This window comes from Saccharopolyspora antiqui (assembly GCF_052246905.1).
GTDB lineage: Bacteria > Actinomycetota > Actinomycetes > Mycobacteriales > Pseudonocardiaceae > Saccharopolyspora.
On the sequence record NZ_JBQQBO010000016.1, the window covers coordinates 1 to 22,837 of the forward strand.

At 69.3% G+C, this 22,837-nt stretch carries 22 protein-coding genes and 2 pseudogenes; 16 read left to right on the forward strand and 8 right to left on the reverse strand.

The features are described 5' to 3' along the window. Positions 1-131 precede the first annotated feature (131 nt). Positions 132-815 carry a recombinase family protein gene (locus tag ACTWQN_RS23595; RefSeq protein WP_443205728.1) on the forward strand — a complete coding sequence of 228 codons (684 nt, stop codon included), beginning with the start codon at positions 132-134 and terminating at the stop codon, positions 813-815. A gap of 739 nt (positions 816-1,554) precedes the next feature. On the opposite strand, the gene ACTWQN_RS23600 is transcribed toward ACTWQN_RS23595, so the two are convergent. Continuing rightward, on the reverse strand, positions 1,555-2,790 hold the full coding sequence (locus tag ACTWQN_RS23600) for an epoxide hydrolase family protein (RefSeq protein ID WP_443205729.1): 1,236 nt from the start codon (positions 2,788-2,790) through the stop codon (positions 1,555-1,557). A gap of 475 nt (positions 2,791-3,265) precedes the next feature. Beyond that, on the reverse strand, positions 3,266-4,237 hold the full coding sequence (locus ACTWQN_RS23605; protein ID WP_443205730.1) for a tyrosine-type recombinase/integrase: 972 nt from the start codon (positions 4,235-4,237) through the stop codon (positions 3,266-3,268). Positions 4,238-4,616: 379 nt separating this feature from the next. On the opposite strand from ACTWQN_RS23605, the gene ACTWQN_RS23610 reads away from it, so the two are divergent. Continuing rightward, positions 4,617-4,748, forward strand: a complete 132-nt coding sequence (locus ACTWQN_RS23610) for a hypothetical protein (protein WP_443205731.1) — start codon at positions 4,617-4,619, stop codon at positions 4,746-4,748. Positions 4,749-4,913: 165 nt separating this feature from the next. Here the strand turns inward: ACTWQN_RS23610 and ACTWQN_RS23615 are convergent, their stop codons facing one another. Next, positions 4,914-5,573 (reverse strand): TetR/AcrR family transcriptional regulator, encoded by a 660-nt coding sequence (locus tag ACTWQN_RS23615; protein ID WP_443205732.1) that lies wholly within the window; start codon positions 5,571-5,573, stop codon positions 4,914-4,916. 96 nt (positions 5,574-5,669) lie between these two features. Between ACTWQN_RS23615 and ACTWQN_RS23620 the strand changes: the two genes are divergently transcribed. Further along, on the forward strand, positions 5,670-7,232 hold the full coding sequence (locus ACTWQN_RS23620; RefSeq protein ID WP_443205733.1) for an FAD-dependent monooxygenase: 1,563 nt from the start codon (positions 5,670-5,672) through the stop codon (positions 7,230-7,232). A gap of 258 nt (positions 7,233-7,490) precedes the next feature. Here the strand turns inward: ACTWQN_RS23620 and ACTWQN_RS23625 are convergent, their stop codons facing one another. Further along, a complete protein-coding gene (locus ACTWQN_RS23625; protein ID WP_443205734.1) occupies positions 7,491-8,465 on the reverse strand; it encodes a GlxA family transcriptional regulator in 975 nt (324 codons plus the stop codon). 433 nt (positions 8,466-8,898) lie between these two features. Here ACTWQN_RS23625 and ACTWQN_RS23630 point away from each other — a divergent pair, with 433 nt between their 5' ends. From ACTWQN_RS23630 to ACTWQN_RS23640, 3 genes are all read left to right on the forward strand, one after another. Further along, positions 8,899-9,537, forward strand: a complete 639-nt coding sequence (locus ACTWQN_RS23630; RefSeq protein WP_443205735.1) for an HD domain-containing protein — start codon at positions 8,899-8,901, stop codon at positions 9,535-9,537. A 163-nt stretch (positions 9,538-9,700) separates the two neighbouring features. Next, positions 9,701-10,639: an NADP-dependent oxidoreductase gene (locus ACTWQN_RS23635; RefSeq protein ID WP_443205736.1), complete on the forward strand. Its 939-nt coding sequence runs from the start codon at positions 9,701-9,703 to the stop codon at positions 10,637-10,639. Beyond that, a complete protein-coding gene (locus ACTWQN_RS23640; RefSeq protein WP_443205737.1) occupies positions 10,636-11,094 on the forward strand; it encodes a cupin domain-containing protein in 459 nt (152 codons plus the stop codon). The genes ACTWQN_RS23635 and ACTWQN_RS23640 overlap by 4 nt, the downstream gene beginning before the upstream one ends. A 125-nt stretch (positions 11,095-11,219) precedes the next feature. Here ACTWQN_RS23640 and ACTWQN_RS23645 read toward each other — a convergent pair whose 3' ends face one another. Beyond that, positions 11,220-12,437 carry an erythromycin esterase family protein gene (locus ACTWQN_RS23645; RefSeq protein ID WP_443205738.1) on the reverse strand — a complete coding sequence of 406 codons (1,218 nt, stop codon included), beginning with the start codon at positions 12,435-12,437 and terminating at the stop codon, positions 11,220-11,222. 113 nt (positions 12,438-12,550) lie between these two features. Between ACTWQN_RS23645 and ACTWQN_RS23650 the strand changes: the two genes are divergently transcribed. Then, entirely contained in the window at positions 12,551-13,246 is a 696-nt protein-coding gene (locus ACTWQN_RS23650) for a MerR family transcriptional regulator (RefSeq protein ID WP_443205919.1), read from the forward strand. Between the two features lie 203 nt (positions 13,247-13,449). Here ACTWQN_RS23650 and ACTWQN_RS23655 read toward each other — a convergent pair whose 3' ends face one another. Next, positions 13,450-14,358, reverse strand: a complete 909-nt coding sequence (locus ACTWQN_RS23655) for a MerR family transcriptional regulator (protein ID WP_443205739.1) — start codon at positions 14,356-14,358, stop codon at positions 13,450-13,452. Positions 14,359-14,399: 41 nt separating this feature from the next. Here ACTWQN_RS23655 and ACTWQN_RS23660 point away from each other — a divergent pair, with 41 nt between their 5' ends. From ACTWQN_RS23660 to ACTWQN_RS23685, 6 genes are all read left to right on the forward strand, one after another. Beyond that, on the forward strand, positions 14,400-15,137 hold the full coding sequence (locus ACTWQN_RS23660) for a maleylpyruvate isomerase family mycothiol-dependent enzyme (RefSeq protein ID WP_443205740.1): 738 nt from the start codon (positions 14,400-14,402) through the stop codon (positions 15,135-15,137). 302 nt (positions 15,138-15,439) lie between these two features. Beyond that, positions 15,440-16,060, forward strand: a complete 621-nt coding sequence (mug, locus tag ACTWQN_RS23665) for a G/U mismatch-specific DNA glycosylase (RefSeq protein WP_443205741.1) — start codon at positions 15,440-15,442, stop codon at positions 16,058-16,060. Between the two features lie 182 nt (positions 16,061-16,242). Continuing rightward, complete coding sequence (locus ACTWQN_RS23670; protein WP_443205742.1) at positions 16,243-17,139, forward strand: sigma-70 family RNA polymerase sigma factor; 897 nt, start codon at positions 16,243-16,245, stop codon at positions 17,137-17,139. Between the two features lie 44 nt (positions 17,140-17,183). Continuing rightward, positions 17,184-17,534, forward strand: coding sequence for a DoxX family protein (locus ACTWQN_RS23675; protein WP_443205743.1), 351 nt, complete (start codon positions 17,184-17,186; stop codon positions 17,532-17,534). Between the two features lie 315 nt (positions 17,535-17,849). Then, a complete protein-coding gene (locus tag ACTWQN_RS23680) occupies positions 17,850-18,194 on the forward strand; it encodes a hypothetical protein (RefSeq protein WP_443205744.1) in 345 nt (114 codons plus the stop codon). 227 nt (positions 18,195-18,421) lie between these two features. Then, positions 18,422-19,279, forward strand: coding sequence for an LLM class F420-dependent oxidoreductase (locus ACTWQN_RS23685; protein WP_443205745.1), 858 nt, complete (start codon positions 18,422-18,424; stop codon positions 19,277-19,279). Between the two features lie 20 nt (positions 19,280-19,299). On the opposite strand, the pseudogene ACTWQN_RS23690 reads toward ACTWQN_RS23685, so the two are convergent. Next, positions 19,300-20,286 (reverse strand): annotated as a pseudogene (locus tag ACTWQN_RS23690) (MFS transporter); the annotation flags it as partial. A 38-nt stretch (positions 20,287-20,324) separates the two neighbouring features. On the opposite strand from ACTWQN_RS23690, the gene ACTWQN_RS23695 reads away from it, so the two are divergent. Further along, a complete protein-coding gene (locus ACTWQN_RS23695) occupies positions 20,325-20,468 on the forward strand; it encodes a hypothetical protein (protein ID WP_443205746.1) in 144 nt (47 codons plus the stop codon). A 20-nt stretch (positions 20,469-20,488) separates the two neighbouring features. Here the strand turns inward: ACTWQN_RS23695 and ACTWQN_RS23700 are convergent, their stop codons facing one another. Next, a complete protein-coding gene (locus ACTWQN_RS23700) occupies positions 20,489-21,295 on the reverse strand; it encodes an ABC transporter ATP-binding protein (protein WP_443205747.1) in 807 nt (268 codons plus the stop codon). Positions 21,296-21,600: 305 nt separating this feature from the next. Here ACTWQN_RS23700 and ACTWQN_RS23705 point away from each other — a divergent pair, with 305 nt between their 5' ends. Beyond that, positions 21,601-22,635 (forward strand): s-methyl-5-thioribose-1-phosphate isomerase, encoded by a 1,035-nt coding sequence (locus tag ACTWQN_RS23705; protein WP_443205748.1) that lies wholly within the window; start codon positions 21,601-21,603, stop codon positions 22,633-22,635. Next, positions 22,632-22,790, forward strand: a pseudogene (locus ACTWQN_RS23710) (acireductone synthase); the annotation flags it as partial. The gene ACTWQN_RS23705 and the pseudogene ACTWQN_RS23710, both read left to right, overlap by 4 nt. Positions 22,791-22,837: the final 47 nt, after the last annotated feature.

Genomic DNA, 22,837 nt, shown 5'->3' on the forward strand with positions numbered 1-22,837 from the left:
CCCAGCCCACCGGCAGGGGCACGCTCTTTCATCAGGACTCAAACGTCCAGGAGCCCAGAGTGCTCACCTGCCAGCGGCTACCCGACCCGAGTCTGCCGGATGGCCGACTCACGACTCATTAGGTGCCGCCGATGACCGACGCACCGGCCGAACTCGTCCTCGACGGCGACCCGCTCGACGCCATCGGCGGCGGCGCCCGCGTCGGCCATGCCCGGGTCTCCACCCGGGATCAGAACCTGCGCCGCCAGGTCGACGCCCTCACTGCGGCTGGGTGCATCCGGGTGTTCGAGGAGAAGCTGTCCGGCAAGAACGCCGAACGGCCCGAGCTGTGGGCTTGCCTGGACTACCTCCGCGAAGGCGACACCCTCGTCGTCCTGGAGCTCTCCCGCCTCGGCCGCAGCCTTGCCGACCTGCTGTCGCTGGTCAGCGGGCTACGCCGCCGCAGGGTCGGGTTCACCTCGCTGCACGAGAACCTCGACACCACTACCCCCGGCGGCCGCCTGGTCTTCCACGTCTCCGCCGCGCTGGCCGAATTCATCCGCGAACTCATCGTCGACGGCACCCGCGAGGGCCTGGCCGCCGCCCGCGCCAACGGCGTCCGGCTCGGCCGTCCACCAGTCATGACCTCCGAGAAGATCCGCCACGCCCGCGCGCTGCTCACCGAGCCCGACAACACCGTCACCTCGATCGCGCGGCTGCTCGGCGTATCCCGTTCGACGATCTACAAGTACGTCCCCGAACTCGGCAGTCGCGCCAGCATCGAGGGCGCGAGCCGCGTCGATCTTCAGTCGTCCTCGGCATCGCCTTCGCGGTAGCGGCGGCGCAGTTCGGCCAGCTGCTCAGGCGGAAGGCTGTTGACCTCGACCACGCGTGCCTGCTCTTCTACCGCTGCCCGTGTCCAGGCGAAATCGTGGTCGTTGACGTGCGCGTAGCCGGCGGGCTCGACAACCCACTCGTACTCGTCGCCGGTGTCCAGGTCGATGAGATCGGGGTGTCGGTCACCTTCGCCGGGGGAAGGTCTCGCGCGGCATCCCGGCCGCGGTCAGTTCGTCCTCGGTCGGGACCCATCCGCGAAGCCAGCTGGCCAGGTCTGTGTTTTCCGTTCGCCTCGGTCGACATGCCGCCAGCATGTCGACCAGGACTGACGCCACAAGCCCGGATCGCGGATCAGGCCCGGATCAGGTGATCCGTCAACATCGCACCGACTCGGGACCACACTGAGATGACTCGCTTCTCAACCCCGTGATGAACAGCGCGTTCGGCGCTCATTGCCCCTTTCCGCCGTATTCCGGCGGTCCCCCAACGAGGCCCGGTGGCGGGCACGGCGGACGGGAGGGCCTTGGCCGCCAGAGCGGTGAACAGGAGCAGCGCACTGACGGAACGGGCGTGACGGTGGGTATGACAGCGCTCCCCGGAGGGTGGCGGCGAGCGGGGTCCCGCAGGGAGGCCGACTCAGGCAGACGGCGTGGCGGGCGGTGGGGGCCAGTCGGCCGACGCGCGCCCCCCGCCAGGCAATGTTCGCCTGGCCCGTCACCAGACAGCTCGCAGGGTCGTTCAGGGCCTGCGGCCGTGAAAGGTGCGGCGCAGGTCGCTCACCCAGGCGTCGGGGTTCTCCCAGGGGATGAAGTGGCCGCCGTGGTCGTGGGCGTTGACGTTGACGTGGTTGAACCAATCGGCTTGCGGGCCGGTCTTGAATGCCCGGACGCGCTCGTTGGCGGTGTGGATGCCGGGCGGGTTCTCGTACGTGACGAAGGTGAGGCCGACCGGGGCCTGCACGACCGGGGTGCGGTCGTGGGCGGGGGTCCAGGGGTAGCGGTTGGCGTTGGCGTAGTAACGCATCGACGTGGCGATGGAGTTGTTCACCCAGTAGATCGTGGCGTGGGTGAGCAGGTCGTCCTTGGTGAAGACGGACTCGACGTCGCCGCCGTTGTCGCTCCAGGCGTTCCAGCGCTCCAGCAGCCAGGCGAGCAGTCCGGCGGGTGAGTCGCTCAGCCCGTGGGCCAGGGTGGCGCCGTCGAGCATGTGCACGGCGAGGTGGGACGCCGAGCGGTGGTCCAGCTCGATGATGCGGGCGCGGACGTCGGCGGGCTGGTCGTCGGCGAGGGGCCGATTCCGGGCGAAGTCCCAGGCGCGGTGGCCGGTGAAGAAGTCGAGCGGCAGCCCGGAGCCGATGTGGATGCCGTACAGCTCGTCGGCGTACTTGTGGCCGAGTTGGCTGGAGACGATCCCGCCGATGTCGCAGCCCCCGGCGGCGTACTTCTCGTATCCCAGGGTCTCGGTCATCAGGGTGTGCCAGAGGTCGGAGACCTTCCAGAAGTTGACGTCCGAAAAGCCGGTGAGCGGCCCGGGGAAACCGAAGCCGGGCAGGGACGGCACGATGACGTCGAACGCATCGGCGGGGTCACCGCCGAACGCGGCCGGGTCGGCGAGCGGGTCGATCACCTTCGACCAGTGCCAGAACGTCCACGGCCAGCCGTGGGTGAGGATCAACGGGATCGGGCGAGGGCCGCGGCCGGGCTTGCGCATGAAGTGCACTGGGACACCGGCGACGCTCACCTGGTAGTGCTCGTAGGCGTTGATGGCCGCCTCGGCCTTGCGCCAGTCGTAGGCGTCCCGCCAGTAGGCGACCAGCTCACGGAGATAGCTGTCCGGGACGCCGTAGGACCAATCCCCATTCCCCTCGTCCAGCGGCGGCCGGGTCAATGTGAGACGGGCGCGCAGGTCATCGAGGACCTCGTCAGACACATGGATCGGGGTGGGCTCCAGGGGGAAGGCGTGCGGGGTGGTCACGGCGTGGTTCCTTACTGGGTCGGGGAAGCGGTGTCGTCGGCCTGTTGGGTGGTTGGGCGGCGAGCCGCGCCATTTCAAGGCGTGCGGGCAGCGACGCGGCGAGTTCCTGCCGGTGGTGCGGGTCGAGCTGGCTGGCCCAGCTCGACCGATGCGCTCCTTTCGCCGCGCCTCGACCACCTTGGCACCGGCGCGGACACTCAACGGCTCTGACGATAGGACGTTTCCACATCCGCCCCGGGGCGGCGTTGCAGAGGTGGTCGCTCGTGAAACACCCGGCCGCGCGGCAACCCACCTGCGGCGAACATGTCTCATGAGTCGTTGCAAACGGTTGGACGAATGAAACACCCACATAAAACAGTCCGAGGTCGTGAGCGACGACTTCAAGCGCGTGGAATCGCACGACTGCCCGATGTCCACCTGCACCGCCCCTAATTTCGTCACCGTGACGTAAGTGATCAGTGGGGAAAACCCTTGGCTAATCCGGGGTTTTTGCGGTTGCTTCGGCGACGAGGTGGGCCGGGTCTCGGGTCAGGGACAGGGCGACGTGGTCGTAGAGCTGGGTGATCGCCGCTGACGAATGGCCGAGCGCGTCGCGGCGATCCTCCAGCGCCGCTCCCCTTTCGCGGGCGATGGTGTTGAAGGCGTGCCGCATCGAGTGCGGTGTGATGCGTTGTGGCATCGGAACCCCCGCGTCCGCGGCGACGCGCTGCACCAGCCGGTACACCTGGTGTCGGTTGATGCGATCGCCGCCTCTGGTGACCAGCAGGGCATCACTGTCTCCGGCGGGGCGCACGTCGAGGTAGGCGTCGAGCAGCGCGGCCACCTGGGCCGGAATCGGCCGGGTGCGGATCTTGCCGCCCTTCATCCGGACGGTCAGCACGCGGATGCCTTCGCGCTGTCCGAGGTCGGCCAGGTTGGCGTTGCACAGTTCGGACACGCGGATGCCCAAGTCGATCAGCAGCGCGGTCGCCAAAGCGGCGGCTTCAGGCCCCATCGTCCGGTGCTGGTAGTCACGGCTGGCACCCAGCATGCCCGCGGCCTGCCGCTCGGACACGCTGGTGGTCGTCGAGTGCCGACGGTCGTAGCGCGGCCGCGCCGCGTCCCGTGCGGGATTCGCGTCGATCGCCCCGGCGCGGACCAGGAAGGTGTACCAGCTGGAGACGGCGGCGAGTTTGCGCGCCCTGGTCGACGATGCGAACGGGCGCCCGGTGCGCGGATTGGTCGCCGCCGCCAGTTGCGCGGCGTACATCTGCACCTCGGGCAGCCGCATCGCCAGCGGGTCGAGGTCGCGCTGCGCGCACCACGCGAGGTACTCCCGCAGATCGCGCGCGTAGGCGGCGCGGGTGTCGGCGGAGTCGGCGAACGAACCCAGCCACGCCGAGATCAACGCGGCGCGGGTGTGCCCTGTGCGGGTGGTCGTGGCCAGCAATTCCGTTTGCGGACCCACTCGCCCAATCCCGGCGCCAGGACCCAACTCGATCTCCATGACGTGACCTTACCGCACATAAGCGCGATTATGTGCGCCACCTCTTCGCCCGTTTTAGCTGGTCCACATTTCGTTTCGTTTGATGATTAACGTTTCAATATGACGGTCACGAAATTGGAGTTTTGCTTGGCAGCGGAGACGGAGCTCGAAGTCGTGCGGCAATCGCCCTTCCGGTCCCCTGCTCCCGGCGGGCGTCAGCACGAGTAGCAGAATTCGCGCGGTTCCTCGCCGAGCGGATGTCGGCGCTGGCGGTCGCGAGTGGCAGACGCGACTGGAGGCCCTGCGCGCCACCCGGAATTCCTGACACCCTTCTGGTGCAACGGGTTCTGGACGACCCGGCGTGGAAGAAGCGGATGGGTGCCGAGGACCGCAGAGCGCGCTCAGCGCCCTGTTCTGGACCCACGTGAACCTGTACGGGAGGTTCCTGCTCGACATGGACAAACGTCTGGACCTGGACGCCAGGGCCGCGTGACCCGACCTGAACACCGCTATCGGGCAATAGCGGACGTCCACCGGCCGCGCTCTACGCGGTGGAAGTGGATGTTCGGAAATCCTGCGGTCGCTTGCCGAGCATCGAGAACCGATCGAGTTGAACTGGTCGGCAGTTCTGGGTGACCCGCGAGGTCGCAGTTCCGGCCTATCCCGTCGCAGCTCGCTTCAGCACTGGGAGTCCGGCGATCAGTACGTCCAACCCGCGCACGAAGTCGTTCTCGGTGTCCCCGGCCGACAGCGCGGGCACTATCCGGCTGAAGTGCGGCAGCTTGTCCGGGTCGAGGCGGTGGACGTAGGGGTCGAGTTGTTCCCCTGGGGTGGTCCGGCTGGTGTCGCGGACGAACCCGGTGGTCGACAGCAGGATCGATCCGTAGACCAGGCTCTGTACCGCCCCGAGCGCTTGGCGGACGCCGTCATCGTCGAGCCCTGCCTCGTAGAACGCCCCGAGGAGGTCGTCTATCGGTTGCAGCGCCCGCAGTGATGTCGGGTTGGCCTGGTCGGTGGCCAGCGCCATCGGCACGACCGGGTGGCGGCACAGTGCCCGGTACATGCTCACCGCGGTGGCGCGTACCCGTTGGGCCCAGGGGAGTTCAGGGTCGGCGCGGTCGATGCCGCCGAGCACCCGGTCGGCGATGCCGTCGAGGATCTCGGTCTTGTTGGCCACGTGGTTGTACAGGGCCATCGCCTCCACGCCGAGGGACTTGGCGAGTTTGCGCATGGACAGCCCGTCCAACCCGTCCGTGCTGGCCAGGGCCAGGGCGGCGTCCAGGATGCGTTCCCGGGTCAGCGGTTGCCTCGGTGCCATCCGCCCGTCCCTCCATCGCTTCCGAGGTTGACAGATTTACACTGTACATGCTCCTATATTTACATCGTATATTTACAGTGTAAATGGAGTGTTCTCATGACTGATGTCCTCGTCGTAGGTGGCGGACCGGTCGGTCTGCTGCTGGCCGGCGAACTGCGCCTGGCCGGCCTGGACCCGCTGGTCCTCGAAGCCGCCGACGGCACCGAACGTCACACCCGCCGCCTTGGCCTGCGCGGCATCAACGTCCGCAGCACTCAGAGCCTGCGGCTGCGCGGTCTGACCGAACCACTGGCCCGAGTGCAGCGGGAGATGTTCGAGCGGTTGGACGCCGAACGCGGCCACGACAGCGCTGACCCCGCACCGGGGCACCGCCTCGGGCGCCAGCTCCGGTCCAGCAAGGTGCGAGGCCACTTCGGCGGGCTGATGCTGTTCGAGGAGGACACCGGCGAGGACGTCTCGCCGCGGCGTCCGCACCTGCTCAAGCCGCATCTGTTCGAACAGGTTCTCCTTGAACGGGCCAGCGAGTTGAGGGTGCGGATCTGGCACGACAGCGAGGTCGTCGACGTCATCGACGAGGGTGAGGCCGTGCTCGCAGTCCTCGCCGACGGGCGCACTGTCCGCGCGCCCTACCTGGTCGGCTGCGACGGCGGTCGCAGCACCGTGCGCAAGCGCACCGGGATCCTTTTCCCTGGCACCGAGCCGACCATGACCGGCCGCGTTGCCGTGGCCGAAGTGGCCGATCCCGACGCCCTCGCTTCGAACCCGCGTGGACCGGGTGGCATGGTCACCGTGTCCCCATTGCTCCCAGGAGAGATCTCCACCATGGAGTTCGACGGTGGGCCCGGCGACCGCACCGCGCCGGTCACCCTGGAGGAGATGCAGGCCAGCATCCGTCGCGCCAGCGGCGTCAACGCGACGGTCACCAACCTGACCGCGGCCAGCCGGTACACCGACAACACCCGGCAGGCGGCCACCTACCGGCAGGGCCGGGTGCTGCTGGCCGGTGACGCCGCACACGTCCACTCCCCGATCGGCGGCCAAGGGCTCAACCTCGGCGTGCAGGACGCGATAAACCTGGGCTGGAAGCTCGGCCTGGTGGTCCGCGGCCTGGCACCGGAGTCCCTTTTGGACACCTACACCGCCGAACGGCACCCGATCGGCGAGCGGGTGCTGCGCAACAGCCGCGCACAGGTGGCGTTGATGCGACCTGGTCCGCAGGTCGAGGCCCTGCGGGAGGTGCTCGCCGAGGTGCTGGCGATCCCCGCTGCCAAACGCCACTTCATCGCGATGGTCAACAGCACCGACATCGACTACGCGCCCGGCTCGACACACCCACTGGTCGGCCGGTTCGTGCCAGACCTGGATCCCGACATCTGGAACCTCGTCGCTGTACCACTGCGGCAGAGCCGCGCGGTCCTGCTGGATCTGGCCGACTCGGCGGAGATCCGTTCAGCGGCGGCCGGGCACTCCGACCGTGTGCAGATCATCACCGCATCCAGCGCATCCTGCGGCGAGTTGGCCGGTCTGCTCATCCGCCCAGACGGCTACGTCGCCTGGGCATGCGCAACAGCCGACCCCGAGGGCCTGCCGGATGCGCTCACTTCCTGGTTCGGGGTGCCCGCCGAGGCAGGCGCAAGTACTGCCGCCGCACATCGCTAGCCCGATCCGCACCGCCGCAGCAGATCCGGGTCATGCTCCTTCTGGCGGGCGGCGAGCACGACCCGAACAATCGCCGTGTCTCGATCATTACCTCGTGATCGCCCCAGACCGGGCTCTGTTCGTTCGCTCGACTCGGCTACGGACACCATGCGTCCCAAGCACGGCAAGCGGAAGCACACCGTCCAGCAGACCGACGTCGACTACTGGCCGTCCAAGCTCGTAGCACGCGCTGTCGGCGGCATGAGTGGACGTTGGCGCTCAACTCGCGTTGGCGCGGCGGGCCGTGCTGAACCGGCGTTGGTAGGCGGCGGGGCTGATCGACAGCTTCCTGGCGAACACCCGTCGCATGCTTTCGTAACTGGGGAACCCGGCGAGGGTCGCGGCCTGCGTCGCGGTGTGTCCTTGGTCGAGCAGTGCCCTGGCCATGTCGAATCGGATGTTTTCCACGTAGCGGGCCGGTGTCGTGGACAGCTCGTCGTGGAAAAGCCGGGTGAGGTGCCGGGTGCTCACGTTGAGATGTTTCGCGAGTTCACCGAGCGAGTGGTCCCCGCGGGGGTTCGCCGTCACCAAATCGGTGATTTTGCGAAGAGCCGGCGAGCGGGGCGGCGGTCCCTGCAGCGGTGCCGAGAACTGGGACTGACCGCCCGCACGCTGCATGTACACCACCAAGGCGCGGGCGACGTCGCGCGCCAGGTCGGGCCCGTGGTCCTCTTCGACGAGAGCGAGCGCCAGATCGATGCCGGCCGTCACCCCTGCCGACGTGTACGTGGTGCCATCGCGAACGTAGATCGCGTCGGGCTCGACGCGGCACGTCGGACACCGGGCGGCGAGCTCGTGCGCGACCTGCCAGTGCGTGGTCGCGCGCTTGCCGTCGAGGAAACCGGCGGCGGCGAGGACGAACGCCCCGCTGCAGATCGACGCGACCCGGCTGGCCACGGCCGCCGGTATTCGCGCGGCGTCCGCCAGGTCGCTGGGGACCCGGGCGCGCGGATAGAGGTCGGACCCGGCCACCAGTAACGTGTCGAAAGCTGGCTCCGAGGCGACGGCGCCGTCGACCGCGATCCGGATCCCGAGGTTCGACGTGACGTCCGCACCGGTCGGCGACAGCAGCACGATCCGGTAGTCGGCACCGAACTGGTTCGCCTCCTTGAACACCTCCGCGGGACCGGCGACGTCCAGCAACGTCACTCCGTCGTAGACGAGGATCGCGACGCGATGGGGGGCGGCATTCACCACTCCGGTCCCTCCGGAGCCGGATCCGCGCGGTGACCGCCGTCGGGTCGGCGACGCAGGAGGCATGGACACCGTTCATTGGTAGCACACCGTTACCGGAGATGACGGGATCCTCAACTCTCCGTCTTACCCGGTGCGGCAGAGCGGGTTTGTTCAAGAAACGCCGGAGCCGTTGCAAAGGCGGTCTGCGAAATCCTCGTGCCGCAACCGATGCCAGGTTGACTCACGCGATGCATCCGACACCAGGCCGCGCGCTGGTCCCGGCCGCACGACGTGGTGCCGTGCGTGGTGGAGCACACGGCTGCGATTTCGCCCTGTCCGGATATCAGTGATTCCTGGCTGGACGAAGGCAGCGCCGCACGCCGATCGGTGGGCAGCATGGAAGTCGGACACACGGTCCACAGCCGACACACTTCCCGGAAAGTCAAAGGTCATGCCAGAGATCATCGCGGGGTTGGAGATTCCTGAGACAGCGACGGTCGCCGAAGCGACCAGGCTCATCCAGGAGACGACCAGCCCCCTCATCTACCACCACTCCCGGCGGGTCTTCTTCTTCAGCCTGATTCACGCTCACAAGCTCGGCGTGAAACCGGACCCGGAGCTGCTCTACTTGGCGGCCATGTTCCACGACACCGGCCTCCTGACTCCCTTTTCCGACGTAGAGCAGCGCTTCGAAGTCGATGGCGCCGACCACGCGCGCAAGTTCCTCCTGGACCGGGGTTTCTCGACGGCCGCCGCCGAGACCGTCTGGACGGCGATCGCGCTGCACACCACGCCGGGCATCCCCGGCCGGATGGCCCCGGAAATCGCGACCACGCACCTCGGCGTCTTGACCGACGTGCTCGGCTTCGGCCTGGACGGACTGGAACACGATCAGCTGGGCGAAATCCTCGCCGTCCACCCACGAGGGGACTTCAAGAACGAGTTCCTGCGAGCCTACGTCGACGGGCTCAAGAACCGCCCCGAAACCACGAACGGCACCGTGAACTCCGACGTGCTCGAACATTTCATCCCCAGCTTGCAGCGCACGACGACGGTCGAGCGCATCGTCGGCTCGCCCTGGCCGAGCTGACCGGACAGCACACGAGGCCACGCGATGAGCTGACGGTGATCTTCGCCGGGTACGTCGCCGGTTCGTCGCAGTGCTGTCCGTGATCGCCGCGGTTCACACCGGACGCCGTGCTGAGCCACCACAACCACCCCATACTGACGAACGTTGTTGAAAGGATTCGAGCGTGCGAGCGATCACCGTGCGAGACCGTGACGTGGGTGTCGGTGGCCTCACCCTGACCGACATGCCTTACCCCCACGCTGCGGAAAACGACGTCATCGTGCGCGTGCACGCCGCGGGCTTCACCCCCGGAGAGCTCGACTGGCCGGGAACGTGGTCCGATCGCGCCGGCCGCGACCGGACCCCCAGCATCCCCGGGCACGAGCTGTCCGGAGCCGTGGTCGAGCTCGGTTACGGAACCACCGGCCTCACCGTGGGCCAGCGGGTGTTCGGACTGACCGACTGGACCCGCAACGGATCCCTGGCCGAATACACCGCGGTGGAGGCTCGCAACCTCGCCTCCCTCGCGGCCGACATCGACCACACCGTGGCCGCCGCGCTGCCCATTTCCGGACTGACCGCATGGCAGGGACTGTTCGACCACGCCCACCTCACGACCGGCCAGACCGTCCTCGTTCACGGCGCCGCGGGCGGCGTCGGCTCGATCGCCGTCCAACTCGCGCGAGAGGTGGGCGCCCGCGTGATCGGCACCGGCCGAGCCGACGACCGTGATGTCGCGCTCGGCCTCGGCGCGCAGACCTTCCTCGACCTGGACGCCGACGATCTGCAGCACGTCGGCGAGGTGGACGTGGTGTTCGACGTCATCGGCGGCGACATCCTCGAACGATCGACCGAACTGGTCCGCCCGGGCGGCACCCTCGTCACCATCGCCATGCCACCTGCCGTGCAGCCCAAGGACGGGCGAGCCATCTTCTTCGTCGTCGAACCCGACCGCGCCCGGCTGACCGACCTCGCCCAGCGCCTCCGGGCCGGACGGCTCAACCCCATCGTCGGCGCCGTGCGACCGCTTTCCGAAACGGCCTCCGCGTTCGCCCGCCGCCGCCGCACGCCCGGCAAGACGATCATTCAGGTCGCGGACGAACAAGGAGCGCAGCACTCATGATCAGTGTGCGAATCGCCAGCGGCGTGCTGATCGCCGGCACGGCTGCCGCAGTCGTCGGATGTGCCCCTGCGACGGAGCGTCCGACCACCCCGACCACCCCGGATGTGGCTTCGGAACACCCTTCCGAGACCCTGACACCCCTGATCCAACAGGCGCTCCCGAACATCCAAGGCAAAACCTTCACCTCGGCGACCGTGACCTTCCCGCCGGACGCCCGAGCGGTGCCCCACCGACACGGCAACGCGTTCGTCTACGCCTACGTGCTCGAAGGCACTGTACGCAGCCAGCTCGAAGGCGAACCGATGCGTACGTACCACCCAGGCGAGAACTGGATCGAGCAGCCAGGGGCCCACCACGTGGCCACCGAAAACGCCAGCAACACAGAACCAGCCGAGCTCCTCGTCGTCTTCGTCTCCACCACCGGAGAACAGCTCAAGACCGACGACCCGCACTAGTAGCCCCGTCGCGACAGCGTGATCAGCCCGCAGGACAACGCGCAGCTGACGGTTCCCCAAGCAGGCCAGGGGGACCGGGTGGGCCGCACCCAGCGACGACCACACCCGGTGGTCAGAATGTGCCGCTACCAGTACTGATGCCGCTTTCCGTCGGTGTCGGCGATGAAGATGACCGCGTCGGCGCCGTCCAACTCCGCCGGGTTCAGCGGGAGGTGGCCGGGCACGATCGGTTCGCCCGTGCCGATCGACGGGGGAAGCGCGGCGCGCAGGGCATGTGTCGGGAACAGGGCGCGGCGGGCGGTCGCCTCGGCCAACACGCCTTGGAGGGTGCCCGGATCGCTGTCGGGGTTGGCGTCGGTTGCCAGGAACACATAACGCTCGCCGAGGGTGAGCCAGACGAGCGCGCCAGCGCTTCCCCAGCTCACCTCGTCCTCGCCGACCGGCATGTGGGACTGCACACGCTGGAGGTGCACGTTGTGCGCGAACACCAGGCTCGGTCCGCGTCGCTGCTCCTGGGCAACGATCGCGAGCAGGTTCTCGGCCATCATCTCGGCGCGCAGGCTGAGCAGGGTCGCGATGCGATCGGGTGCGGGGCTGGCCATGGCCGCGTGATAGCGCAGCAGGCCCTGGGCGGTGCGCGCGTGCGCGACGGCGTGGGCGTAGCCGGTCGGGTCGGCGGGACGCAGGCCGGGTGCCGCGCGGCCCAATGTGCTGGCGAGGTCGTCGGCGACGATGCGCAGGGCGCGAGCGCGGTCGGAGTCGCCGATGGACGCTGCCGGGTCGAACATGGCCGCTTGGTTCGTCCAGTCCGCGTCCTCGCCGAGCAGCGCGTCGAGGTCGCGGACTGATTCGGGCCGCAGCGCCGCGGGCAGGTAGTCGTTGACCGAGGACAGTGCATGTCGCGGGCTTGGCGCGGTGGAGGTCTCCGTCGGTGCGTCGAAGCCGTGGAAGCGAACTCGGTCGTGCGGCGCGCGGTCGGCGTTGTGCGCGCGGAGCCATTCGACGAGTTCGCGGTTGCCCGGCACGGCGCCGAACCCGTGGCTGAACCCGGTCGCGAGCACCGTGTCGATCTCCGCTGTGCTCCCGGCCACGTAGTCGTCGACAACGGACGCGGCAAAGAAATCGGTCTCCAGCACGATCGACCGGTACCCGCGTTCGACGAGGTGACCGAGGATTTCGTTGCGCAGCAACGGGAAGGCCTCGATCCCGTGTGTCGGTTCGCCGAGGGCGAGCAGGGTCGGCGGCTCGGTCCGCGCGGCGAGCAGCTCGTCGAGGGCACGGCCCAGGCTTGCCGGGTCGTCGAGTTGGCGGCCGATCCCACGCAGTGATGTGGCAGTGGACATGAACACCCCTTTTCGGAAGAAACTGCCTTCGACAGTATCGTTGAAGAATCGATTGAAACTTCTGCGAATTCTCCCTGCATTCACTAGATTGAAGCCTCAATCGGAGGTGCAAGCTGCGACCCATCGACCTTGCCCGAGAACACGAGTTGTCCGCACAGGCGATCCGCAACTACGAGGGCGCGGGCATCCTCCCGCCGACCGAGCGCAGCGAAACCGGCTACCGGCGCTACACGCCCCGGCACGCACAGGCCCTGCGCACCTTCCTGGCGCTGCGCCGCGGCCACGGTCACCAGCAGGCAATGGAGATCATGCGCGCGACCAACCGGGGCGACACCGAGTCCGCCTACCGGCTCATCGACGCCGCGCACGTCGCGCTGCTCGCCGAACGCGACACCCGCACCGAGTCCGCGAGAGCCCTTGGCACCTTGTCCACCACGACACCCAGGCGGGTCAACGGTCGACCGCTGACCGTGGGCGAACTCGCACGTCGGCTCGGCGTGCACCCGGCGACGCTGCGCACCTGGGAGACCGAGGGCATCCTGCGCCCCGAACGCGACCAGGCAACGGGTTACCGCGAATACGGACCGGACTGCGTGCGCGACGCCGAGATCGCACGGCAACTGCGCCGAGGCGGGTACCTGCTGCGCCAGGTCGCGCAGTTCGTCGAGTCGCTGCGCGAGGCGGGCGGGGCGGACGCGTTGAGCGCCTTCCTCGACTCCTGGCAGGACCGGCTGACCACGCGCAGCCGCAACCTTCTCGCTGGCGCTGCCCAACTCGACGCCTACCTCACCCTGCTCGATCAGACGTAGCAGGGGGGCAGCCGACGGTAGCCGGGGCGATGCGCTATGGCAACTGGCGCGTTCCGCTGCTTCGGCCAGCGCTCATCGGCATTCCGGGCGTGCTGGTCGGCCGGTAGCGCGCTGGCCGACACGCTGCCCACCGCGGGCGAACAGGGTTGTTCGGGCCGACTCAGCGTTGCGGCGAACGTCGCATTCGCCGCAACCGGAGAGCCTCAGCTGACCGAGCGGTCCAGGGCGTCGAGCAACCAGGTGTGCGTGACGCCGACCGGCGCGGGTTCGCCGGTGATCTCGCCAGCGAGGTGCCAGTAGCGGCGCAACCGCGGGTGCCGGTCGGCGGCGGTGCGCCGGTTCAGCGCGCGCCGGAACTCCGGGGTGTCGCTGGCACCGAGTGCGGTGGCGTGGGCCGCGACGAACCCGTCTAGTGCGGGCCCCGGCTTTGGTCGAGCCCCGGCCGCCACCTGGGGGAACGCCAGCTCGCAGGCCGCACCGACGGCGGCGTGGAGCGCGCCGAGGTCGGCGATGCGTTCGTGGTTGACGAGCGTGCTGGCCCGCAGTTGGGTCGCGAGTGCCCGGTCGGCGGCGAGCAGCACCAGCTCGGCGTACGCGACGACCTGCGCCGGGGTCGGCAGCTCCGGCGGTCGCGGCGCGCTGATGTCGAGGAACATGCGGACCGTGTCCGGCGGGATCGGTCCGGTGGTCATCGGGCGCCAGAGGCGGACGAGGGTGTCGTGCGCGGAGAACCCGTCCTGCACCTCGGACAGCAGCTCAAGCCGGGCTGCGCGGTCGGTGGGTGACGCCTCCTCGACCGCGCGGAGCACCGAACGTCGCCAAGCCAGCGTCGCCACCTCGTGGTCGAGCGCAGCCCGCTCGGCGGCCACGGCGTCGGCGAGGCAACGTTGGCCAGTGAGGACGTCGGTGATCGACCGCAGGCCCAACCCTAGCCCGCGCAGCCGCCGGACCAGGTTCAGCCGGTCGACCGCGGCCGCGTCGAACCGGCGGTGCCCACCGGTGCTGCGTGCGGGCTCCAGGAGGCCTTCGTCGCAGTAGAAGCGGATCGTCCGGACTGGCACGCCGGTTCGCCGCGCCAGATCGCCGATCCCGAGCGTGTCTCCGGTCACCATCGGTTGAACCTCCAGCCGAGTGGAGTTCCTACGGTACGGCCATGGATGTCGCGCGATTCGTCGAGGGACTGCACGAGCACACCGCCGGGTTCGCCGAGGCGGTGGCCGGTGCCGACCCGAACACCCGGGTGCCCACGTGTCCGGAGTGGCCGCTGCGGGTGCTGGTCGGACACATCGGCCAGGCACACCGCTGGGCGGCGGGCATCGTCCGGTCCGGGCCGACCCCGGTACCGGACCCGTTCGACGCGGACCCGGGCGACCCGGCGGAGTGGTCCGACTGGCTGCGCAAGGGCGCCGCGGACCTCGCCGACACGGTGCTGGCCGCCGCCGAGAATCCAGTGTGGACGTTCTTCGGCCCGCAGCCAGCGACGTTCTGGTTGCGCCGGATGCTCCACGACACCACCGTGCACCACGTGGACGCGGCGCTTGCCACGGGTACCGCGTTCGAGGTGGCGCCGGACCTCGCGGCCGACGCGATCAGCGAATGGCTGGAGCTGCTGTCCGACCCGGTCGCGTCGACGATCAAACCGGCTTTCGCCGAACTGCGCGGTACCGGCCAAACCCTCCAACTCCGCCCCGACACCGGTTCGGGCTGGCTGATCACCCGCACCCCGGACGGCGTGCGGTGGGCACGTGCCACGGACGTCGCGGACGTGACGCTGGCCGGTCCCGTCGGGGACCTGCTGCTGGTGCTCACCCGACGGCTGCCGGTCGGCCAGGTCACGATCACCGGCGACCGCGACCTGGCCGACCACTGGCTGGCGCACACGGCGGCCTGACAACGGTAGATTTCCGACAAGACCACCTGAATCCCAACATCGGCAGATCCGGGCTTGGCGGTCGCGCAGGTGTGGCGCTGGGGCTCGTGAGTGATTGTGTTGGTGAGAACCACGATTCCCACCAACGAACACGTAGCGCCAACCCCGATCCGCGCACCTTCACAGCACAGACACCCGTCGGGGCTGCTGTTGGTGGCGGACCATGCGAACGTTCGGTTTGTCGCGGCCTCGGCTCGCGCCGTCGTGATGCCCGGGTCTCGGTGCCCGTTCGGGATCCGGTGGTGTGCGGTTAAGGTCCGGTGATGGATCGGTGCGGGTACCGGAGGTGGGAGTTGTCGGGGAACCGGCCGAGTGCTCAGGAGTTGGCGGCGGCGGAGGGGACGACTATCCCGGATGTCCTCTCCCCGGGTTTGCGGGTGTTGTTCTGCGGGATCAATCCTGGACTGTGGTCGGCGGCGACGGGGTTTCACTTCGCGCGGCCGGGCAACCGGTTCTGGGCCGCCTTGCACGCCGCCGGGTTCACGCCGCGCCTGGTGCATCCGCACGAGCAGGCCGAGTTGCTCGATTTCGGGTTGGGCATCACCAACCTGGTGGCGCGGGCCAGCGCGCGGGCGGCCGAGCTCACCGACGACGAGTTGCGGGCCGGTGGGCAGGTCCTGGTCGAGAAGGTGCGGCGCTATCGGCCGCGATGGGTGGCGGTGGTGGGGATCACGGCTTACCGGGTGGCCTTCGGTGAGCGTCGAGCGACGGTGGGCCCGCAGGATCGCCGCATCGAGGGTGCGCGGGTGTGGGTGCTGCCCAATCCCAGTGGTCTCAACGCGCACTGGACGGCCAGCACGCTGGCTGCCGAGTTCCACCAGCTGCGACAAGCGGCGATGGCCGACCGGGCACCGGAATCCGAGCCTGAGGACCGGTGCGGCTGAAACCTCGACGCCGCGGAGCACATCGAGGGCTGCCCGGCCCTTGAGCTGGGGTGAGTCACCTTCTGCGCTGTCTTCTCGTCAACTGGGTAGGCAAGCACGGCAGGAGGCGAAGGCATGCGAGGCATGGAGTTTCCGGGCGAAGGGCCCGCCTGCGAGCGCGGTGGCGGTTTGGGATTCCAGCTGTGACCGCGCCGCGTGACGATGTCCCGGCGGCGGCACCGGCGATGGATGGCAACACCGACGCGGTCTTCGACCGCGAGCGGCCGCACCTGCTCGCGGTGGCGTTCCGCGTTCTCGGGTCGGATGCCGACGCCCAGGACGTCGTGCAGGAAGCGTGGATCCGGTACCGGCGCGCTGACCTTGAGCATGTCGGCAACGTGGCGGCGTGGCTGACGACCGTCGTGACGCGGCTGTGCCTGGATCTGCTGCGCCGGTCGCGTGAATCGCCACGCGAACCGGCGGGCATGCCCGAGTCGGCGGACGACGTCGAAGGTCCGGAGGAGGTCGCGCTGCTGGCCGGGGATTTGGCTGAGGCGATGGCGATCGTGCTGGACGAGTTGACGCCGCCGCAGCGGGTCGCGCTCGTCCTGCACGACGTGTTCGGCGTGCCGTTCGACGAGGTCGCGCACCTGTTGGGCACGACGTCCGGGTCGGCCAAGAAGTTGGCCAGCCGGGCGCGGGCTCGGGTGCGCCGGTCGGCGAGCGCGGTCGATACCGATCCCGACAGCGCGCGGCGGGTGGTGAGCGCTTTCCTGAAGGCAGCCCAACAGGGCGATATCGACGGTCTCGTCCAAGTCCTGCACCCCGGTGTGACGAGAACCGCGGATCCGCAGGCCCTTCCGCCCGGGGCGGCGCTGCGCGTGGCGGGCGTGCAGACCGTTGTGGCCGAAACGCGGGCGTTGCAGGCCAACGCCCGGCGAGCGCGGGTGGCGACGGTCGACGGGCAGCCGGGAATCGTGGTCGCATCCGATCGGGGCCCGAGTGTTGCGCTGGTCTTCCGCGTCATCGGCGAGCGCATCGCCCACTACGACGTCATCGCAGATCCGCGGCGCCTCGCCCTGCTGCACTTCGCCGACTGACCTCGGTGCATCCGCCTGGCGGGCGGCGCTTTTCGGAGGAAGCCATGTGCATCGCATACCTTGCCGTCACCATCGTCACCATCGTCGCGAATGCCGCCGTTGTCGTCGCGGACCTGGCACGAGCGAACTTCGTCCTGGCCAACTTGGCCGAATTGGGCCTGCCTCGATCATGGCTGCCGCTGTTGGCGGTGCTCAAAGCCCTTGGCGCGGCGGGACTTCTCCTCGGATTGCTCGGGGTGCGCGGCATCGGAGCCGCCGCGGCGATCGGGTTGGTGGCCTTCTTCGCGGGCGCGGTCATCGCGCACCTGCGGGCTCGGGTCTTCCACAACGTCGTTTTTCCGGGCGGCTACCTCGCGCTGGCCGTCACTTCGCTCGTGCTCGCGATCACTCATTGACACGATGGGGCCGCCCGCGATGGCTGGATCGGCTGCTTGGGGGGTGTCGATTACAGCGGATGGCGGTGTTGGCACTGGGCGTGGTCACGCAGCGAGATCCAGGCGACACGGGGGTGTGCTTTATCTGTCCGTTACCGGTAGGGTCTGACCCGCCGGTACGGGAAGCCCCCGATCTGGTGACACTGGCCGTTATCCCCCGCAGAGTCGATACGGATGACTATTCAAGACGACCTTGCCCGACCGTGGTTCCAGCCTGTGGTCCCTTCGGAAGCGCAGCAGCAGCGACCGAACCAGGGACGGCCGACTACCCGCATCATGGGTGAACTCCCCTTGGACGAGGTGGCCTTCCCCGCCCGTCCGGCTCCCCCGCCGCCGATGGCACCCGCCCCCGCGCGGGTTGAGGTCACCCAGCCCTACATTCCCGCGATCCGCGATGAGCAGCCCGAGTTCGCCAAGCGGCTCAATCCCGACCCGCCGACTCCGGCCGCCGGGATCACCGGTCCGCAACCGCCGACGGCGGCCGTGGCGCCACCGGTTGAGCAGCGCACGCCGGTCGCACCGGCGGCACCGGTGAAGAAGCGCAGCCTGGTGCGCCGGGTGGTGCGCCGGATCATCGGTCCTGATCTGCTGCGCAAGGACCCGCCGAAGAAGCGGCGGTAGGACGGCCCGGTTGGGCGGTGGCCTCGGCACTGGCGCAGACCTGCATCCTGCGCCAGTGCCAAGGCCGCTGTTGTTCCTGGTGGCGCGGGGAAGTTCGGGCGCGCTGGTGTGACTGGTCGGTTAGTCTTCGGTCTGCTTGCCGGTGCTGCCTTTCGGCCCGATCTGTTGCCGGTTCTCATCATTGGTGGCAGCGCGTCCCGGCAAGCGCTGACAACCTGGAGAGGTTCATGCGTTTCGCTTTCAAGACCGCCAATCACTACACCTCGTGGGGCGAAGTCCTGGACGTGTGGAAGGAAGCGGACCGGATCGAGGTGTTCGAGTCCGGGTGGCTTTTCGACCACTTCTACCCGATCGCATCGGCGCGCAGCAGTGAACCCGATCCGTCGCAGCCATGTCTGGAGGGCTGGTCGATGCTGGCCGCGCTCGCCCAGGCCACCAGCAGACTGCGGTTGGGCACGCTGGTGACCGGTATCCACTACCGGCACCCGGCGGTGTTGGCGAACATGGCCGCCACGATCGACATCATCTCCGGTGGCCGTCTGGAGATCGGTATCGGCGCAGGTTGGAACGAGCAGGAATCGGGTGCCTACGGCATCCGGTTGGGCGGGCCGCGGGAACGCAGCGACCGGTTCGAGGAGGCCTGCCAGGTTCTCATCGGCCTGCTGTCCCAGCCGACGACGAACTTCCAGGGCACCTACTACCAGCTCACCGCCGCCCGCTGCGAGCCGAAGCCGATCCAGCGCCCGCACCCGCCGCTGACCATCGGCGGCAGCGGCGAGAAGCGGACGCTGCGCACCGTCGCCCGCTACGCCCAGCACTGGAACTTCGTCGGTGGCACACCGGAGGAATTCGCCCGCAAACGGGACGTTCTGCACGGTCACTGCCGGGACGTCGGCCGCGATCCCGCGGAGATCACGCTGTCGGCGCACGTGTGGCTGCACTCGGCGCAGGAAATCGGGCGCACCGTGGACGAGGTGGCGGCGCTCGCCGAAGTCGGCCTGGACATGGCCATCATCTACCTCCTCCCGCCGCTGACCCCGGCGGTGTTGACGCCGCTGGCCGAAGCCCTCACCCCGCTGCGCTGACCCGCAGGCCACCGGCGGCGTCACATCCGGGTGGGGCGGCGCCCCGGGCTGAAGAGGGTCGCGGCGAGCAGCGCGGTGGCCAGCAGGATGGCGGTGGCGACGCCGATGGCAGTGGTGCAGCCGTGCACGGCGGCGTCCACCGGCTGTTCGGGGCGGCTGGCCAGGTATGCGGTCGCGGTGCTCGCGGCGATGGTGTTGAACAGCGCGAGTCCCAGCGAACCGCCGATCTGCTGGGCGGCGTTGACCGCTGCGGAGGCCGCGCCCGCATGGTGGTCGGCGACGCCTTCGGTGGCGGTGCTCATCGCCAGCATCAGGGCGCACCCCATCCCGAGTCCGATGAGCGCTTGGGCTGGCAGCAGCACGGCGAGGACGACGCCGGGCCCGGTGGTGTCCAGGCCGGTGAGGACCGCCATACCGCCCGCGGTGACCAGCAGCGCCGAGGTCAACAGCACGCGCAGTGGCAGGCGGGGCTGCAGCAGGGTGCCCAGGACGCTGGCGCCGACGATGGTGGCCAGCACGACCGGCAGGAAACTCGCTCCCGCTCGCAGCGGTGAGTAGCCGAGTGCCTGCTGGAGGTAGTAGCTGATGAACAGGAACAACGCGAACATCGCCACCTGGGCCAGCAGCACCGTCAGCAGTGCTGCGGCTCGGATGCGGTCGGTGAGCACCGGCAACGGCAGCATCGGTGCGGTGATCTTGCGTTCGACCATCGCGAACGCCGCCATCGAGACCACTCCGGCCAGCAGCAGGCCCAGCACGCGGAGGTCGGTCCAGCCGTGGGTGGCGTCCTGGCCGAATCCGTGGACTACCAGCAGCAGTCCTCCGCAGCCCAGCACCGTGCCCGCCGGGTCGAAGCCTGCGCTGCTGCGCCCGCCGGTCGACAGGGTGGTCGAGCCGAACAGGGCGAGCGCGGCGATGGGGACGTTGATGTACAGGCACCAGCGCCAGTCGGCGTATTCGGTCAGCGCGCCTCCGGCCAGCAGGCCCACTGCCGCTCCGGAACTGCTGAGCGCGCCGTAAGCAGGACGAGACGGCGGTGCGCCGGGTGGCGGATGAGCACCTGCGGGCGCGGGCCGAGCGCTACCCCACGCTGGCCGCGCACCTGAACATGCTCGACGGCAGTTGGGACGACGGCTTCCGCCGCGGCCTGGACTACCTGCTCGACGGCATCGCGCAGCGGCTCGGCTGAGGCAGCGGCCTTCGGTCGGGTCAGCGGTCTGCGCGGGCGTGCCAGCGGCCGTCGGTGCGGGTGATGCGGACCGGGTGGTTGAAGCACTTGCTGACCTCGTCGGTGGTCAGCACCTCGTCGACTCCCCCGGCGGCCAGGCAGCGGCCTTCGCGCAGCAGCATGGCGTGGGTGGTGCTGGCGGGCAGTTCTTCCAGGTGGTGGGTGACCAGCACGGTGGCCAGGTCGGGGTGTTCGGCGCGCAGCGCGTCGAGGCTGGTGAGCAGTTGTTCGCGGGCGGCGAGGTCCAGGCCGGTGGCCGGTTCGTCGAGCAGCAGCAGCCGAGGCACGGGCATGAGTGCGCGGGCGATGAGGGCGCGGCCGCGCTCGCCCTGCGACAGGGTGTCCCAGCGGGCTTGGGCCTTGCCGCTCATGCCGAGCATGCTGATCAGCCGGTCGGCCTGCCGGGACTGCTCCTCGGTGGGCTGCCAGCGCGGCACCAGCTCGGTGGTGTTGGTGGCTCCGGTGAGCACGACTTCCCGCACCCGCAGCGGGGTTCGCAGCGGGTGGCGCGGGTTGATGTGGCCGACGAAGGAGCGCAGTTGCCGCATGTCGACCCGGCCCAGCCGGTGCCCGAGGACTTCGACCGCACCACGGGTGGGGTGGTTGACGGCGCCGAGCAGGTTCAGCAGGGTGCTCTTGCCCGCGCCGTTGGCGCCCAGCAGCGCCCAGTGCTGGCCGCGGTGGACCTGCAGGGAGATCGACTGCAGCAGGTAGGTGCCGTCGCGGACGACGTCGATGTCGTTGACCCGCAGGACGGGTCCGGTCTCGGCGGGCCGGGAGTCGATCATGACCTCCAAGGTCTCGCGCCCGGCAGGCGGCCGGGCGCACAGCGGCACGGGGTCGGACGCGGCGGCGGGGACCGGCAGTGGGCACGGTCCTCGGGGGAACTCCCACAACGGGAAGATTCGCGGCGGTCCCGGTCATGATGTCGCTGGGACCGCGCACCGTCCGATCATGGTCGGTATCCGCAGCTTAACAAAGCCCGCGTGGCGGACCGGTGCTGCTCCCGCGATGTGGATGATGTTGCCGGTGCAGGGGCGGGAATCGCTACCCTGGCGCCGACCGGGTTCCCGCGTTCGCCGTAGAGGACTTCATGCCGCCACCTTCCGCGCATCCGGGGTTGCCGACGCTGGCCGACAGCGTGCGACTGGCCGAGGACGGAGTGCACCTGCTGGACCGGCGCGTTTTTCCGTTCGAGCACCGATGGGTGCACGCCCGCACGGTCGAAGAGGTCGCGGTGGCGATCGAGGACATGGTGACCCAGTCGTCCGGGCCGTACTTCGCGGTGCTGTGGGGCATGGTGCTGGCCGCGCGCGAGGCAGCGCAGGACGATCCGGGCACCGCGCGCAAGCGGCTGCGGGCCGCTGGTGAGCGGTTGATCGCCACCCGGCCGACCAATGACCAGCCGCGCAAGGCGGTGGCGTGGGTGTTGGCTTCGGTGGATGCCGGTGGGGCGGATGTGGCCGCGGCGGCGCTGGCCGGTGCGCGCGCCGGTGACGCCGACTACCGGCGGCGCAGTCGCGAGATGGGGCGGGCCGGTGCGGCGCTGCTGCCGGATCGGGGGCGGATCCTGACGCACTGCTGGGGGGATCTGTATCTGATCGGGGTGGTCGAGGCCGCGCTGGAGGTCGGCAAGCGGGTGTCGTTCGTGTGCACCGAAACCCGCCCGTACCTGCAGGGCGCGCGGTTGACCGCGGAGACGCTGGCGGAAATGGGCGTGGAAACCACGGTGGTCACCGACGGCATGCCCGCGTCGCTGCTGCGGGCGGGCGAGATCGACGCGCTGGTGACCGCCAGCGACCGGATCACCATGGACGGGCACGTGATCAACAAGGTGGGCACGTTGCAGCTGGCGGTGGCCGCGCACACCTTCGGGGTGCCGTTCCACGCGCTGTGCCACGCCCCGGATCCGCATTCGGCCACGGGTGCGGATGTGCCGATCGAGTTCCGCGACGGCGAGGAGGTGCTGCACGCGTTGGGGCGGCGCAGTGCCAGCGAGCGGGTGCGCGGGTGGTATCCGGCCTTCGACGTCACCGAGCCGCGGTTCGTGACCACCGTGGTGACCGATCGTGGCGCGTTCCGGCCGGACCGGGTGCACGAGTACTGGAGCGAGGGGACGGCGCCGTGAGCGTGCGGGTGGCGGCCCGGTGGGTCGTGCTGGACATCGAGGGCACGTTGACCGCGACCAGCCAGGTGCACGTGGTGCTCTACGACTACGCGCGGCCGCGGTTGGGGCCGTGGATCGACGCGCACCCCGACGATCCGGTGGTCGCCGAGACTGTGGCATGCCTGTCAATCGAAAATCGGCCCTGCCCCTGGACCGGGTGTGG

Excerpts from the sequence above, each read along its gene's own strand:
- ACTWQN_RS23675 (WP_443205743.1), top strand. The coding sequence starts at position 17,184 with ATGTGCATCGCATACCTTGCCGTCACCATCGTCACCATCGTCGCGAAT.
- ACTWQN_RS23655 (WP_443205739.1), bottom strand. The coding sequence starts at position 14,358 with ATGGTGACCGGAGACACGCTCGGGATCGGCGATCTGGCGCGGCGAACC.
- ACTWQN_RS23640 (WP_443205737.1), top strand. The coding sequence starts at position 10,636 with ATGATCAGTGTGCGAATCGCCAGCGGCGTGCTGATCGCCGGCACGGCT.
- ACTWQN_RS23700 (WP_443205747.1), bottom strand. The coding sequence starts at position 21,295 with ATGATCGACTCCCGGCCCGCCGAGACCGGACCCGTCCTGCGGGTCAAC.
- ACTWQN_RS23680 (WP_443205744.1), top strand. The coding sequence starts at position 17,850 with ATGGGTGAACTCCCCTTGGACGAGGTGGCCTTCCCCGCCCGTCCGGCT.
- ACTWQN_RS23620 (WP_443205733.1), top strand. The coding sequence starts at position 5,670 with ATGACTGATGTCCTCGTCGTAGGTGGCGGACCGGTCGGTCTGCTGCTG.
- ACTWQN_RS23615 (WP_443205732.1), bottom strand. The coding sequence starts at position 5,573 with ATGGCACCGAGGCAACCGCTGACCCGGGAACGCATCCTGGACGCCGCC.
- ACTWQN_RS23595 (WP_443205728.1), top strand. The coding sequence starts at position 132 with ATGACCGACGCACCGGCCGAACTCGTCCTCGACGGCGACCCGCTCGAC.
- ACTWQN_RS23630 (WP_443205735.1), top strand. The coding sequence starts at position 8,899 with ATGCCAGAGATCATCGCGGGGTTGGAGATTCCTGAGACAGCGACGGTC.
- ACTWQN_RS23705 (WP_443205748.1), top strand. The coding sequence starts at position 21,601 with ATGCCGCCACCTTCCGCGCATCCGGGGTTGCCGACGCTGGCCGACAGC.
- ACTWQN_RS23660 (WP_443205740.1), top strand. The coding sequence starts at position 14,400 with ATGGATGTCGCGCGATTCGTCGAGGGACTGCACGAGCACACCGCCGGG.
- ACTWQN_RS23645 (WP_443205738.1), bottom strand. The coding sequence starts at position 12,437 with ATGTCCACTGCCACATCACTGCGTGGGATCGGCCGCCAACTCGACGAC.
- ACTWQN_RS23685 (WP_443205745.1), top strand. The coding sequence starts at position 18,422 with ATGCGTTTCGCTTTCAAGACCGCCAATCACTACACCTCGTGGGGCGAA.
- mug (WP_443205741.1), top strand. The coding sequence starts at position 15,440 with ATGGATCGGTGCGGGTACCGGAGGTGGGAGTTGTCGGGGAACCGGCCG.